Source organism: Sessilibacter sp. MAH1 (assembly GCF_054658315.1).
Map to the genome: position 1 here is coordinate 129,332 of NZ_BAAGIC010000005.1, position 15,790 is coordinate 145,121.

Annotated in this window: 12 protein-coding genes; 11 read left to right on the forward strand and 1 reads right to left on the reverse strand. The window is 46.4% G+C overall.

The features are described from left to right. Positions 1–138: 138 nt before the first annotated feature. The 6 genes from phoB to ACYQ28_RS07080 all read left to right on the forward strand — a co-directional run bounded on the left by phoB (position 139) and on the right by ACYQ28_RS07080 (position 8,004). Positions 139–843 (forward strand): phosphate regulon transcriptional regulator PhoB, encoded by a 705-nt coding sequence (phoB, locus tag ACYQ28_RS07055; RefSeq protein ID WP_460049086.1) that lies wholly within the window; start codon positions 139–141, stop codon positions 841–843. A 56-nt stretch (positions 844–899) separates the two neighbouring features. Next, on the forward strand, positions 900–2,222 hold the full coding sequence (gene phoR, locus ACYQ28_RS07060; RefSeq protein WP_460049087.1) for a phosphate regulon sensor histidine kinase PhoR: 1,323 nt from the start codon (positions 900–902) through the stop codon (positions 2,220–2,222). A 232-nt stretch (positions 2,223–2,454) separates the two neighbouring features. After that, entirely contained in the window at positions 2,455–3,600 is a 1,146-nt protein-coding gene (locus ACYQ28_RS07065) for a GNAT family N-acetyltransferase (protein WP_460049089.1), read from the forward strand. Between the two features lie 91 nt (positions 3,601–3,691). After that, positions 3,692–5,347 (forward strand): tetratricopeptide repeat protein, encoded by a 1,656-nt coding sequence (locus ACYQ28_RS07070; RefSeq protein WP_460049090.1) that lies wholly within the window; start codon positions 3,692–3,694, stop codon positions 5,345–5,347. Between the two features lie 428 nt (positions 5,348–5,775). After that, complete coding sequence (locus tag ACYQ28_RS07075) at positions 5,776–6,549, forward strand: TSUP family transporter (protein ID WP_460049092.1); 774 nt, start codon at positions 5,776–5,778, stop codon at positions 6,547–6,549. A 144-nt stretch (positions 6,550–6,693) separates the two neighbouring features. Then, positions 6,694–8,004: a Xaa-Pro dipeptidase gene (locus tag ACYQ28_RS07080; protein ID WP_460049093.1), complete on the forward strand. Its 1,311-nt coding sequence runs from the start codon at positions 6,694–6,696 to the stop codon at positions 8,002–8,004. A gap of 106 nt (positions 8,005–8,110) precedes the next feature. Here ACYQ28_RS07080 and ACYQ28_RS07085 read toward each other — a convergent pair whose 3' ends face one another. After that, the gene (locus tag ACYQ28_RS07085; RefSeq protein WP_460049095.1) at positions 8,111–8,353 is read right to left on the reverse strand and encodes an integrase core domain-containing protein; all 243 of its coding nucleotides are present in this window, start codon (positions 8,351–8,353) and stop codon (positions 8,111–8,113) included. Positions 8,354–8,729: 376 nt separating this feature from the next. On the opposite strand from ACYQ28_RS07085, the gene mads1 reads away from it, so the two are divergent. The 5 genes from mads1 to ACYQ28_RS07110 are packed head-to-tail and all read left to right on the forward strand — an operon-like array spanning position 8,730 to position 15,711. Further along, positions 8,730–8,912, forward strand: coding sequence for a methylation-associated defense system helix-turn-helix domain-containing protein MAD1 (mads1, locus tag ACYQ28_RS07090; protein ID WP_460049097.1), 183 nt, complete (start codon positions 8,730–8,732; stop codon positions 8,910–8,912). A gap of 7 nt (positions 8,913–8,919) precedes the next feature. Further along, positions 8,920–10,941 (forward strand): type I restriction-modification system subunit M, encoded by a 2,022-nt coding sequence (locus ACYQ28_RS07095; RefSeq protein ID WP_460049098.1) that lies wholly within the window; start codon positions 8,920–8,922, stop codon positions 10,939–10,941. Next, positions 10,938–12,170, forward strand: a complete 1,233-nt coding sequence (locus ACYQ28_RS07100; RefSeq protein ID WP_460049100.1) for a restriction endonuclease subunit S — start codon at positions 10,938–10,940, stop codon at positions 12,168–12,170. The genes ACYQ28_RS07095 and ACYQ28_RS07100 overlap by 4 nt, the downstream gene beginning before the upstream one ends. Continuing rightward, positions 12,167–15,418, forward strand: a complete 3,252-nt coding sequence (locus tag ACYQ28_RS07105) for a type I restriction endonuclease subunit R (RefSeq protein WP_460049102.1) — start codon at positions 12,167–12,169, stop codon at positions 15,416–15,418. The genes ACYQ28_RS07100 and ACYQ28_RS07105 overlap by 4 nt, the downstream gene beginning before the upstream one ends. Next, positions 15,415–15,711, forward strand: a complete 297-nt coding sequence (locus ACYQ28_RS07110; RefSeq protein ID WP_460049104.1) for a hypothetical protein — start codon at positions 15,415–15,417, stop codon at positions 15,709–15,711. Before ACYQ28_RS07105 ends, ACYQ28_RS07110 begins: the two co-directional genes overlap by 4 nt. Positions 15,712–15,790 lie beyond the last annotated feature (79 nt).

Consider the following 15,790-nt stretch of genomic DNA (forward strand, 5'->3'; position numbering starts at 1 on the left):
AATATACCTGTGTGTTTCACACAAATTACAGATTTATCACAACCAATTGCTATGATTGTCATAAAAGCGAAACAAAACCTTTATTAAATGCACCCAGCTTAAAACGCCTCCTTAAATTCACAATTCCGGTGTGCAACCATGGCCGATAAAACAATTTTGATCGTAGACGATGAATCCTCCATTCGAGATATGCTGCGTGTAGCACTTGAAATGGCGGATTATAAATGCCTTGAAGCCATGGATGCGCAGACGGCACACACCCTGATTGTGGATGAAAAGCCAGATTTGATTCTGCTCGATTGGATGTTACCTGGCACCAGCGGTATCGAATTAGCTCGTCGCCTCAAGCGCGATGAGGTTACTTCGCAAATTCCAATCATCATGCTTACCGCTAAAGGCGAGGAAGACAACAAGGTACAAGGTTTAGAAGTCGGCGCTGATGACTACATCACCAAGCCCTTCTCACCCAGAGAGCTGGTCGCTCGCTTAAAAGCAGTTTTACGTCGCACCGACTCTGCCTCTACCAGTGGCCCAATTTCGGTCGAAGGCCTAGTACTCGACCCGGTAAGCCACCGCGTTACCATCAACGAGAAACCCATCGATATGGGTCCAACCGAATACCGCTTGCTGGAGTTCTTCTTAACCCACCAAGAACGTGTGTACACTCGCGGCCAACTGCTTGACCACGTTTGGGGCGGCAACGTCTATGTGGAAGAACGCACCGTTGACGTTCACATTCGTCGCCTGCGTAAAGCCTTAACTCAAGACGACCACGACCGCTTTATTCAAACCGTGCGTGGCACCGGTTACCGTTTTTCCATCAAAGTCACCGAAAAAGCTTAAGATAAATCGCTTATACTTGAGCTTTAATGTCGTAAACCTATCACTCGAGATCACTCGTGCATCGTGGCTTTGTATCTGAATTTCGGCAATTTTTAGTCGCTATCGCAGTTGCGGCTGTACTTGGTCTCGTCATTGGTTATCCACTGTATACCTTATTGCTGGCCAATGTGTTGTACGGCGCTTGGACGCTGTACAACATGCGCAAGCTTGAGCGTTGGCTAACCACTCGCAGTATCGGCCAGGTGCCCAATGCCACCGGCTTTTGGGAGGAGGTTTATTACCAGGTCTCCAACAATCGCGAAAGGCACAACAAAGAAAAGCACCGCTTACAATCACTGATTCTTCGGGTGCAAGAAACTACCGCCGCACTCAAGGACGCGGTGATTATTTTAGACGACCAAGCGTCCATTCAATGGTGGAACCAAAGTGCCCGGCGACTGATCGGCCTACAACCGGGCGATCACGGCAAACCCATCGTTAACTACCTGCGCTCGCCGCGCTTTGTGCGCTACCTCGAAGCCGAAGATTACTCAGAACCGCTAACCATGCCGTCGGCCACCGATAGCGATCAATTCTTAAGTTTTCAAATCAACCGCTACGGCCAAGGCGACTACCTGATGGTGGTGCGCGATATTTCACGGCTGCAAAAGCTTGAACAAATGCGCAAAGACTTTATCGGTAACGTTTCTCACGAACTGCGTACACCGCTGACAGTGGTGCGGGGTTACTTAGAAACCATGGCCGATAATGCCGATTCGCTGCCCGGTGTTTGGCAAAAAGCCATCAGCCAAATGGAACAGCAATCGAAACGCATGACCTTGATCATTGAAGATCTGCTGACTTTGACACGCCTTGAAACCGACGACAGCAGCCTGCGAGAGACAAAAATTAACGTCGCCGATTTGCTGCAAAGCATCGTCCACGACGCCCAAGACCTCAGTGGCGACAAGGCTCATCAGTTTGAAATCGACGCCGACGAAGACTTTTTGTTGATTGGCGTTATCGAAGAGCTACGCAGTTGTATTTCTAACTTGGTGTACAACGCCGTGCGTTATTCACCGGCCAAAAGCCAAATCATTCTGCACGCTTACGTTGATGAAGGCGGCGGTCATATCGCCATTGAAGACCACGGCATAGGTATTGAAGCGCGCCACATTCCCAGACTTACCGAACGCTTTTATCGCGTTGACGCCAGCCGCAGCCTAGACACCGGCGGCACCGGTTTAGGGCTGGCCATTGTTAAGCACGTATTATCACGTCACCAAGCCCTTCTTGAAATTACCAGTCGAATCAACCACGGCAGCACATTTACCTGTAGCTTCCGTCTGGATCGCGTCGTTCAAGAACACCGCCCGTCATCGTTAAACGATAGCGAATAACATCGTTAATTTCAGAAGTCGTACCGACTCTGGATTTCAGAAAGCACAGTTTTGAAAACACAATTTCGAAAACACAATTTCGAAAACAGTGTTTTGCAACTATCGGTTGAACTCTCGTCCCAGTTCTAGTTTGATAAGCCCTACGGCATAGCTTTCGCAACTCGCGAAAATGGCATTAACGCTCGCAGCGTTAAACCCAGTATCACATCGAACCTGCGCTTGGATAATTTGTATGGATTTTAAGTTTGTAACCAGTGTTACCGATGTTGACGCCAACGACTGGAATCGCGTCGCCGGTGGTGATTATCCATTTTTAAGACATGAATTCTTACACGCCTTAGAAAGCAGTGGCGCAACCACCGCCGAATCCGGCTGGCAACCTTTTCACCTAACGGTTTACCAAGGAGATCAACTGATCGCTTTGCTGCCACTGTTTGTTAAAGGCCATTCCTATGGCGAATACGTATTTGATTGGGCATGGGCCGACGCCTACCACCGCAACGGCCTGCATTACTATCCAAAGCTGTTAAGTGCTATTCCTTTTACACCGGCTACCGGCCCACGTTTTTGCTTTGCCAATCATCTCGACGAACAACAGCAACAAACGTTAATGACTCAAATGGCAGAAGTGATCACCGACCAGGCTGCAAAAATAGGCGCGTCGTCGTGGCATTGTTTGTTCAGTGATATCAAGGCGGCAAGCCATTTAGAGCAGTCGGGATTTGCCTTGCGCCAAGGCTGCCAGTTTCATTGGTATAATCAAGATTTCAGAGATTTTGACGACTTTTTAGCGACATTTGCCAGCCGTAAGCGTAAAAACCTTAAAAAAGAGCGCCAGAAGGTTGAGTCTCAAAACGTCACCTTGATACGCTGTGAAGGCAGAGACATTACCGAAGCGCAATGGCGCAAATTCTACGAGTTCTACCGCCTTACCTATCTAAAACGCAGCGGCCATGATGGCTATCTAACCGGAGATTTCTTTCAAACTCTGGGTAGAACCATGCCCGAAAACCTGATGATGGTTCAAGCCTACACCAACGACAAACTGGTCGCGGCGGCTTTGTGTTTTAAAAGTAGCACGCATCTTTTTGGTCGCTATTGGGGGTGTCGCGATGAGTACGATTCGCTGCACTTTGAAGCCTGCTACTACCAAGGTATCGAATACGCCATAGAGCAGGGCATTCAATGTTTTGATCCCGGTGCACAGGGCGAACACAAGATCCAGCGCGGCTTTACACCAACCGCCACCTGGTCAAATCACTGGTTGGCAGACAGTCGATTCGACGAAGCCATTCGCGATTTTTTACGACGCGAAAAGCCAGGCATTGAGCAATACATGGCAGAAACCACAGAAATGCTACCTTTCAAACAGGAATAAAAGCTAAGCGATCAATTTCATCTAAACTTCTAGAAGATTCTTAATTAATGGGAATCTTCTTTAGTTAGACGCAATTGACCCAGAGACCGCTTTGACCCTAATAACCAAACTCGAACTGATTAAGCTCTATGAGCGTCACAACTGCTTAATTGTTGACGACATGCCCGAAATGCGCGGCGCCATGAAGCGCATGATCAGTACTCAAGGCATCGCCAGAATCGATACCGCCGCTAACGCGCAGGAGGCGATGTCGATGTGTAGATCCCGTCCATATAGCTTGATCATCTGCGACTACAATCTGGGCCGCAGCCAAGATGGCCAGCAATTGCTTGAAGCGCTGCGCGCTAAAAAGCTGCTCACTCCCGTGGGCCTGTTTGTCATGATCACCGCAGAAACCTCTCGCGAAATGGTGCTCGGCGCCATAGAAAGCCAGCCGGATGACTACGTTGCCAAACCCTTTACGCCCAAGCAATTTTGCCTGAGGCTCGATCGAGTCTTGATCAAACACGAAGCCTTACTGCCGATCAAAAAACTCTTCGCCGAAAAAAACTACCGCGAAGCCATTGAAGTCTGCGAAAAAATGCTCGCCAGCGGTGCTAAGTTTGCGTTTGAAATAGAGCGCATCAAAGGCCGGATTTTATTCTTACTGGGTGAACTGCATAAATCCCGCGAGCACTACGAAAGCATTGTTGAACAGCGACCGCTGCCTTGGGCCATGCTGGGTTTAGCCGAAACCTTGGTTGAGCTTGGCGCCATGGATCAAGCGGAAATTATTCTGCAAAAAGTGCTCGCCCACGATCAACGCTACGTTGAGGCCCGAGACCTGTTAGCTCGGGTACATTTGTCGCGCTCGGATATCGATAAAGCCCAAGAAGAAATCGAACATGCTTGTAAGTTGTCGCCAAAATCGGTGTTGCGACATCGTAAATTGGCCGAAATCGCCGAAGCCAACGGCGACGTCAAAACCAGCACACGAAGTTTTCAGCACGCCATTAAGTGGGGCATGAACAGTATTCACGAAGACGAATCGGACGTGTATAACTTTGCTCGCAAAGCCGCCCATTGGGCCCGCGACTCATCCACAAAGGAGTCTTACGAACAAGCCGAAAAGGCGCGCAAAATTCTCACTCGTAAACTCAAAGACAATCCCGATGATCTTGATGTACAGCTCAAAGGCGGCCTGATTTTATCGAGTTTAGAGCAGGCAATGAACAAACCAACGGCTGAGAAAAGCAATCACGAAGCCCGACAACTGTTTCGCCACAACGCATCCGACGACGCCGATTGTCATCTTGATTACGTGCAAGCCTTGCAAGACGCCGGTGAAACCGAAGAGGCCGAAGATCATCTTCATGCCATGGCCGCGGAGTTTGCCGGTGAGTCTAAAGTGTTGGCAAAAATAGAGCGCGCCGCAGCCACACCGGTTACCCAAGGCTCCAAAGAAAAAGTTGCCTCGCTGACCAAATTGGGGATCAGCGCTTATCAAAATAAAGACTATCGCCAAGCCACGCGCGTCTTCCAAGAGGCGCTGGCGATATTTCCCAACCATCCGGGCTTAAACCTCAACCTTGTGCAAGTGCTTTTAGAACAATACGACGGCGCAGTAACGCAACGCGACGCAGCATTAATTAAACGCTGCTTTGAAAGAACACAGAACGTGAAAGAAGGCGATGCTCAGGCGGCTCGCGCAAAAGCGCTGCAAACGCAATTTGGCGAAACGCGTATTGTTGATCACTATCCAACATGACTTTTTCCCTAACAGTATCTCCACAAGAATAGTGCGATGTTTTATTGCTGATATGTTTTATTGCTGATATTTTTTATGCGAGTCTTTTAAAACCAGCTTTTAAAAAGTGCTTACATTTACCAATCTACTAACAGGCAATTTTCTATAGGAAACTCTGATTAACCAGGGTTTCTCGCGACACAAGGATGTGTCGCCAATTTCAAGAACGGTAAGTGATTGAAATTGTGAAGAAATTGGAAATCGCATTTTCAATTTCTGTCTTCTGATTAAATCATGGATGAGTTAATCAGAAGTTCCTATAGGAAATTGTTATTCAGGAACCCTCTAACGCCTCGCCAACAATCGAGAATAAATACGTTAAACTCTCAGGCATCAAATCCATTTATACCACGGTATAATCCACAAACTTTTTGATTGGATGTATTTACGTGGATGTACTGGCCCTTCCTCTTGATGGCGTATTACTGCTGTTTGTTTCGGCGTTAGTCTCGGGATTTATCAACACTCTTGCAGGTGGCGGTGGCCTAATCAGCTTACCGGCGTTATTTTTATTTGGTTTACCACCGTTGGTTGCCATGGGCACCAACAAGCTTCAAGGCACTGTTGGCCTAGCGACATCAACGTGGTTGTTAATTCGTAAAGGCAAGCTCGATTGGCGCGAGACAAAACCACTTATTATTACTGCTTTTTTAGGCGCCCTTATTGGTGCCATTGCCATTCAATTCATCAATGCAAAATCGCTCTCGTTTATTATTCCCATCGTTTTATTTTTAATTGCCATTTATTTTTTAATTTCGCCCACACCGCAACAAACAACAGAACCTAAAATTTCTCTAAAATCCTATAAAAACGGCGTTATTCCCAGCATTGGTTTTTACGACGGATTTTTTGGCCCGGGTACGGGTTCTTTTTTTGCGCTTGCCAATGTGCTTGGTGCCGGAAAAGATTTAGTGAAAGCCAGCATGATGGCTAAGCCTTTAAATTTTGCCAGCAACTTTGCCTCGTTAATTATTTTTATCAGTTTAGGAAAAGTCGTTTGGATAATTGGAGCATTAATGATTGTTGGGCAAGTTATTGGCTCTTGGTTGGGTTCGCATTTTTTAGTCAGCATTAAAGCCGTTTATATTCGGGCTTTAATTGTTTTTATGTGCACCGCCATGTTAATTCGCTACGCCGTTAGCCAAGGTTATTTAAGCTTTTAAATCTCTAGTTAACTCACTGCTGATTTAATCAAAGTAATCCTCGGTGTAGTTCGCTAAATTGTTCGTCTCTTTAAGCAATCACGTTAATAACCGTTCCGCGTTGTTAATGCATCTTAAAAAATAGAAAGAATTTGGAGTGAACGAATGCAACTAGCTGTTCAATGTCGACAATCCTTTAAGGTATTACGCCAAAGCCTTTACCTCGCTGGCGCAGCAGTTCTTGCAGCATTAAGCCACAGTACTTTAGCCAAAACAGCAATCACAGCCGATGCCATGATTGATGTTATCGGCGGCAAAATTATTCAATCGCCACTGATCATCGTCGATGGTGAAACCATTACCGACGTTACCACCACGGCTCAGCAAGCCATTCCCGCCGACGCAACTCACATTAACCTAGCCGGTAAAACACTCTTGCCGGGTTTGATGGATATGCACACCCACATCACCGGTAGCCATGAAATCCACGGTTACAATCGCTTGTTGGTTACACCCGGTAAATCGGCAATCTTAGGCGTAAAAAACGCCGAAACGACATTGATGGCAGGTATTACCACCATTCGCAACGTGGGTGCAGCAGGTTTTATTGATGTTGACCTGCGCAATGCCATTAACGAGGGATTAATTCCCGGCCCGCGCTTGTTTGTATCCGGCCCACCGCTAGGCATTACCGGCGGCCACTGCGACAACAATTTATTACCGCAGCAGTACCATCAAAAAGCCGAAGGCGTTGCCGATGGCCCTTGGAGTGTGCGCGAGAAGGTTCGTGAAAACATCAAATACGGCGCGGATCTTATAAAGTTTTGTGCAACCGGTGGTGTACTTTCTAAAGGCACCAAAGTCGGCGTTCAGCAATACACCCTAGAAGAAATGCAAGCCATTGTCGATGAAGCGCATCGTCGCGGATTAACGGTCGCAGCTCATGCCCACGGTACCGACGGCATTAAATCGGCCATTAAAGCCGGGGTGGATTCCGTCGAACACGCCAGCTTTTTAGATGACGAAGCCATTAAACTCGCCAAAAAACACCACACCGTTTTTAGTATGGATATTTACGTCACCGAATTTATTTTATCGGAAGGCGAGAAAGCAGGAATTCTGCAAGAAAGTCTTGATAAAGAACGCGTGGTTGGCAAACGTCAACGCGACAGTTTTACCCAGGCGGTAAAAGCGGGCATTCCCATGGTTATGGGTACAGACGCGTCTATCTATCCGCACGGTGATAATCCCAAACAACTGTCGCGCATGGTGCAATTTGGTATGACACCCTTACAAGCTCTGCAAGCCGCCACCATTAATGGCGCGAAGTTGTTGGGTAAAGAGTCGCAATTGGGTAGCCTAGAAAACGGTAAATTCGCCGACATTATTGCCGTTAGCGGCAACCCTTTGGATGATGTATCTCTGCTAGCACACGTTGAGTTCGTCATGAAAGGCGGTGAGGTTTATAAAAACTAAAGGAAACTCTGCGCATAAGAAACTCTGATTAACCCAGAGTTTCTTTTACCTACATTTACCGAGAGACTGTAAATACCCCCTTCTAACACAACTCATTCGTAGATTGTTATGCAGACAATCTGTATTCCGTTGGCGTCATATTGTTTAAAGAATCATGAGGTCGTTCTGTGTTGTAGAGCTTGATCCAGTCTTCTGTCACACCAATCACTTCGTTTAAATTGTTAAACGGATACAGATCAAGAATTTCAGAACGATAGGTGAGATTAAAACGTTCAATGTATGCGTTTTGATAGGGACAGCCTGGCTTTATGTAAACAATTTTTATGTGATGGCGGTTCGCCCACTCCATAAATTCTGTTGACGTAAATTGGGGACCATTATCGACACGAATCTTATTTGGGTAGCCGTGCCAAGCAGAGACTTACTTCCGCTCTCTACGACATAAGCCGCCTGCACATAAAGCGCGATTGACTTCCTGGAAAGCGGCGAGCAGACGGATCAATTCTCAGGACGAGTATCAAGCAAGACGATTTGCCCAGGAGCGGTGTGAATGCAGATATTACAGAAGCAAATATCTGCCAATCCCGACCCCTGTTTCGCCAGTGGATGACGACCGAGGGAAGCCCTTGGGTGCTATGGTGAAAAGATCGCTGGTGTTCATATCTCCGGTTACAATTCCCCGATTTTCCCACATTCTCTCCTGTAGCATGGAGACGAAAGATGCTATGAATGATCAAATTTTGACCTTAAAAGAGGTCGCGGCGTACTTAAAGCTCGCTGAAAAGACAGCCTACAAATTGACCGCTGAGGGCAAATTGCCTGGTTTCAAGGTGGGTGGTAGCTGGCGATTCAAGCGGGAAGATATTGATCGCTGGATTGAAGAACAGAAGAAGAAAGAAACGGAGTAACAGCCGAATGGCTCAGCTAGAGAATATAGAAGCAATAGAGAAACGACTGTGGGGCAGCGCCGACAACCTTCGCGCCAACAGCAACTACGCCAGCAACGAATACTTCATGCCCGTGATGGGGCTAATCTTCCTTCGCCATGCCTATAGCCGTTTTCTGGTGGTAAAGCCGGAAATTGAAGCTTCATTGCCATCCCGAGGCGGTGTAACCCGACCTCTCACCAAGGAAGACTTTTCCAGTAAGGGCGCTATATTCCTTCAGGAAAAAGCCCAATTCGATCATCTGGTCAATCTGACTGAGGGCGATGATCGCGCCCAGGCCATCATTGACGCGATGGAGGCCATTGAAGAAGACTACGAAACCCTCAAAGGCGTGTTGCCCAAGAGCGAATACCAAGAGCTGGACAATGACGTGCTTGGTAATCTGCTGCGCACCTTTAACGATCCTGCCCTTAAAAAGGCAACTGGCGATATTTTTGGCCGTATCTACGAATATTTCCTAACGCAGTTTGCCAACCAAAGCGCCCATGATGGCGGTGAATTCTTCACGCCAGTTTCGCTTGTTCAGATGATTGTGAACTTTATCGAACCTGATCATGGTTCGGTTATCGACCCCGCTTGCGGTTCTGGTGGTATGTTCGTGCAAAGTGCCCACTTCATCGAGAAGATGCACAAGAATCCGCAAGATGTGGCTACCTTTTATGGCGCAGAGAAAAATCCGACCACCATCCGCCTTGCCAAGATGAACTTGGCCGTGCATGGGCTGGAAGGGAAAATCCAGAAAGCCATTTCCTACTATGAAGACCCGCATGACTTTCTCGGCAAAGCCAACTTCGTCATGGCCAATCCCCCGTTCAACGTCGATGACGTGGATGCGGAGAAGATCAAAAACGACCCGCGCTTGCCGTTTGGTCTGCCAGGGGTAAATAAGAAAGGCGCGGTTTCCAATGGTAACTACCTCTGGATTTCTTACTTTTATAGCTACCTAAGCAAGAAAGGCCGCGCAGGTTTTGTTATGTCTTCGCAGGCTTCCAGTGCCGGAGGGCAGGAAGCAGAAGTGCGCCGAAAGCTGGTTGAGAGTGGTCATGTCGGTGCAATGGTCTCCATCCGCTCTAACTTCTTCTATACCCGCTCGGTGCCTTGCGAGCTTTGGTTCTTCAACAAGAACAAGGCAGAGCGGATGAAAGACAAGGTGTTGATGCTTGATGCTCGCTATGTCTTCCGCAAAGTAACACGAAAGATTTACGACTTCTCGCCTGAGCAACTAGCCAATCTGACCTCTATTGTCTGGCTCTATCGTGGCCAGAGTGAGCGCTTCTTGGAGCTGGTCGAGAGCTATCAACGTCGTTCGCTCGATGAAACCGACAACTCAGTTTCTGTGCTTGAAAAGTTTATTGGTGATGTCGATGGTGTGATTGGCAAGTTTAAAGAAGTCGATGACGTGGCTATAACTACGATCAGGAGCGCGTTTGAAACGCTGTGTGATGACGTTAAAAACTTTACCACCAAGAACGAGAAAATCACCGGTAAATGGGAAGGATTGCCGAGTGATAATACAGGGCTTCATAAAGCTTCTGATCTTATTGAACCACTGGCAGAAACCGGCCGAGACCTGATTAAGCAGATTGACCAGCTTTATAAATTCGTTGAAAAGCAAGCCAAGGAAAGCGGTGAAAAAGGCCTGAATAAACTGCTTAAAGAGTTAGATGAACAGCGTAAAGAAGCGGTCGAGCAGTTAAAGCTGATCCGCTACTTCTTCAAGCAAGCACATTGGCTACAGGAGCGTTTTCCTGATGCGGAGCTTGCTGATGTTGAGGGCTTGGTGAAGCTGGTGGACATCGAAGAAATAAAAGCCAATGACTGGAGTCTAACACCAGGGCGATATGTTGGAGTTGCGCCTGAAGAAGATGATGAAGATTTCGATTTTGAAGAAACACTGCGCGATATTCACATTGAGCTAAAAGGATTGAATGAAGAAGCATCCTTGCTTGCTGCCCAAATCCAGAAGAGCTTTGAGGAGTTGGGCATATGAGCTGGGCGAAAGTTGCGCTAGAAAAACATCTCGATTTGATAAGCGGCCCTGCCTTTAAGAGCGCGAATTTCACTGAAAATGAAGTAGATATTCCGTTGGTTAAAGGGGATAACATTTCGCAAGGATATATTGATTGGAATAAATCCAAATATTGGCCCCAAAATGATGTTGAAAAATACTCACAATACTGGCTTGAAGAAGGGGATGTTATTTTAGCGATGGACCGCCCCTGGGTTACCGCTGGCCTCAAATATTCTTGGATCAAACCGAATGATCCAAGGGCTTTGTTAGTACAGCGAGTCGCAAGAATGAGAGGACAAAATGGGCTTTTAACTGATTACCTGCGATACATAGTCAGTTCCAAGCATTTTTCGGACTACATCAAAAACATTATGGGCGGTACAAATGTACCGCATATAAGCGGGAAACAAATAAAAGCATATGAAATTTCATTGCCACCGGAATCAACACAAGAAGAAATAGTTAAGCATTTAAATAATTACGATGACCTCATCGAAAACAACAAGCGGCGGATTGAGTTGCTAGAGGATTCTGCGCGACAGCTTTACAAGGAATGGTTTGTGCGTTTCCGCTTCCCTGGTCATGAACATATCAAAGTCATTGATGGCATACCGGAGGGATGGAAATTGGAGGAGCTTAGTGAATTATGCCATTTTCGAGCCGGAGGAACTTTTAAACTTGAGTATCAGGGCCGTGATGAAGGAGAAATTCCCTTTATCAAGGTGAGAGATATGAATAGCCCTGGAAATAAAATATATATTATTGAGGCAGATAACTGGGTAACGGAAGATGAATGCTCTTCTTTTCGCGGAAAAGCTTTTGCTGCTGGCGCTATTGTTTTTGCCAAAATTGGAGAGGCGCTCAAGAAGAATCGAGTTAGATTAATTTCTCAGAATACCCTTATCGATAATAATATGATGGGAGCTATCCCTAATAAAGATAAAGCCAATAGCTTCTATCTTTATATGAAACTTAAATCCCTTGATTTTGGGAGCATCTCAGGTGGAGCCGCAGTTCCCTTTCTATCTGCAAAGGCTCTCGGAAAAGAAAAGGTCATAGTACCTTCGAAATTGATTTTAGATGAATTTGGAGAGGTGACTGAAGCAATATATTCCCAGATAGAGAACTTACAAAGACAAATTGTGTATTTACAAAAAGCCCGTAATCTCCTCCTTCCTAAACTCATTGGCGGAGAGATTGCCGTATGATGGCTCCGCTTAATGAAGATACGCTGGTTCAAGCGACGACTGCCGACTATCTGGAGGAGCAGTTAGGCTGGGAAAGTATCTACGCCTATAACAACGAGACCTTTGGCAAAGAAGGCACGCTTGGCAGGGAGTCCGATAAAGAGGTTGTACTAATCCGCTATTTGGGTGAGGCACTGGTTAAGCTTAATCCCGGCTTGCCGGATGCCGCCTATCAAGATGCGCTGCGCCAGATCACCGAAGCACCTGTTACCGAAAACACTCTGCAAATCAATTTTGAGCAATATGAGCTGATTAAAAGTGGTGTTCAGGTGCAATACCGCAACGCCAAAGGCGAGCTTGAGAAAAAGCGCCTGAAAGTATTCGACTTTGATAATCCTGAAAACAATCACTTCCTTTGCGTTCGAGAGTTATGGGTGCGCGGTGATATTTACCGCCGCCGCGCTGACATCGTTGGTTTTGTAAATGGCCTTCCTCTGATGTTTATCGAGTGCAAGACCATTCACAAAGACATCCGTCATGCTTACGAGCAAAATCTTTCTGATTACAAAGACACCGTACCTCATCTCTTCCACCATAACGCCTTTGTGATATTGGGAAATGGTGTGGATGCCAAGATTGGTTCGATCTCCAGCAAATTCGAACATTTTAATGACTGGAAGCGCTTGGCTGAAGATGATCCTGGTGTGGTGGATATGGAGACCTTGCTCAAAGGTATCTGTAACAAGCGCGATTTTATTGATCTCTTTGAGAACTACACTCTCTTTGACGAGAGCAAAGGGAAACTGGTCAAGATTGTTGCTCGTAACCACCAGTTCTTGGGCGTCAACCGCGCTATAGAAGCAGTGAAAAACCGAGAGGAGCGTAAAGGTAAGCTTGGGGTATTCTGGCATACCCAAGGTTCGGGTAAATCCTATTCTATCGTTTTCTTTGCCCGTAAGATTCATCGCAAGCTCGGTGGTAATTTTACTTTCCTGATTTGTACCGACCGTGAAGACTTAGATGGGCAAATCTATAACACCTTCGCAGGGTGCGGCCTTGTCGATAATGATCAAGACCCATGCCGCGCCGCATCCGGTGATCATTTGCAGCAACTCTTAAACCAGCATAAAGCCTATGTCTTCACGTTGGTACAGAAATTCAATAAGGATGTTGATCCTAATGATCCTTATTCTGACCGAAACGACATTATTGTTATTACAGATGAGGCGCACCGCACCCAATATGGCCGCTTGTCATTGAACCTCAGAAATGCGCTGCCAAATGCGAGCTATATCGGTTTTACCGGAACCCCGCTTTTCAAAGATGATGAAATCACTCGCCGCGTCTTCGGGGATTATATCTCCACCTATGACTTCCAACGCGCTGTTGAAGATAAAGCCACCGTTCCTTTGTACTACGATGCGAGGGGCGAAAAGCTTGGTATTGCTACCAACGACCTCAATGAAAAGATTGCAGCCAAGCTGGAAGAGATCGAAATTGAAGATCAGGATGTGTCCGAGAGACTGGAGCGGGAGCTAAAACGCGATTACCACATCATGACTGCGCAAAGCCGCTTGGAACAGATTGCCGAAGACTTTGTTGATCATTACAGCGTAGGCGGTCAAAACGGTAAGGCGATGCTAGTTTGCATCGACAAGATTGCTTGCGTTCGAATGCAGCAGATTATCCTTGAGAAGTGGCAGGCTAAAATAGCAGAGCTTGAAAAAGAACTGGGCAAGCTTGCAGATGAGCAAGCACTGTCTCATGAACCCCTTCCCCATGAACAAAGAACGGATATGGAGCGCAAACTTGCCTGGATGCGCGAAACCATCATGGCTGTGGTGGTCAGTGAAGAGCAAGGCGAGGTTGATAAGTTCCGCAAGTGGGAGCTGGATATTACACCGCACCGTAAGCTGATCAAGGAAGGCTTTGAAACGCCGGATGGCAAGCGCATTGATATGGAGAGTGCGTTCAAGAAAGAAAAGCACCCATTCCGCGTCGCAATCGTATGCGCCATGTGGCTAACTGGCTTTGATGTGCCAACCATGTCTACGCTCTATCTCGATAAGCCTCTGAAAGCGCATACCTTGATGCAGGCCATTGCTCGCGCTAACCGCGTAGCCGAAGGCAAGAATAACGGACTTATTGTTGATTATTGCGGTATTTTGAAAAATCTCCGCAAAGCCCTCGCAACCTTTGCTGGTCATACTGGCAGTGAAGGTGGAGATGGGCAACCACCTCCTGAGCTTGATCCAGTGAGACCGGAAGAGGAATTACTGGCAGACCTTGAGGAGACAATCGAGGCTATAAGAGCCTTCCTGGCAGCAAAAGAATTCAGACTGGAAGATGTACTGGAGAAAACGGGCTTTGAGCGCAATAAAGCCATCATTGATGCAAAAGAAGTCGTTAACCAGAATGACGAAACCCGCAAGCGCTTTGAGATTATCTGCCGCGAGGTCTTCAAAAAGTTCAAGGCTTGCTTAACCATCAAAGCCATAAACAATTACCGATCAGCCTACGATGCAATCAATATCATCTACAAGAGCCTGCAAGAGGATGTTGAGAAAGCAGATATCTCTGACATCATGCGCGAGCTTCACGCCGTTATTGAAGAGAGCATCGAGCCAACAAGTGGCGTAAAAGAGCCAAGCAAGCTTTACGATATCAGCAAGATCGATTTTGAGCGGCTAAGGAAAGAATTTGAACGCTCACCTGCCAAAAACACAACCGTACAAAGCCTAAAAGAAATCATCGAGAAAAAGCTTCTCAAAATGCTCATGCAAAATCCGACAAGAACGGATTTTCAAAAGCACTACGAAGAAATCGTTAATGACTACAACAACGAGAAGGATCGCGTAACCATAGAAGCTACGTTTGAAGCCTTGCTCAAACTGGTAGATGAGCTGAGCGAAGAAGAGCAACGAGCAGTTAAAGAAGGACTAAGCGAAGAATCTTTAGCTCTGTTTGACCTGCTGTTAAAGCCAGATCTTTCCAAAATGGAAATTAATCGAATTAAGAAGGTAGCAGAAGGCCTTTACAGGGCAATTAATGCTGAATTAAAGCGCATCCAGAACTTTGCGGCCAAGCAAAGCACGCGTGATGAGATAAAGGTAAAAATCAAAGATTTTCTCTGGGATGATAAAACTGGATTGCCTGAAAGTTTTGCGCCGGAAGAGGTTGAAGAGAAAACAGATGCCGTGTTTAAGCATCTTCTAATGATAAATAATAATCGTTGTTATCACGCCGATACAGGAAATGCACAAGGATGAGTGACGATCTAATAGCATTTCCAATAAACATAAAGCAAACGCTAAAGCATCTTCGACAGGATATGAAAGATGACTGGTTCTACGATGCTGTGCGATATGAGGATTTATTAACTAACGCAGAGGATTTATTAACTAACGCAGATGATTTAAGTGAAATACTAACCAAGAACCTGAATATAAACCACGGCAAATATGAAACTGGGCATAAGGCAACTTATGATGTTCCTAAAAAAGCGCTTGGCTTGCGTTATACTCTAGAGTTTCTTTTACCTAGATTTACCGACGAACCATAATCTTTCAAACTTAAAATCTGTATTCTCCGCCACACAAATTTAAACCAATTCTTTAATCGTCTCGTTTTATACAACACTC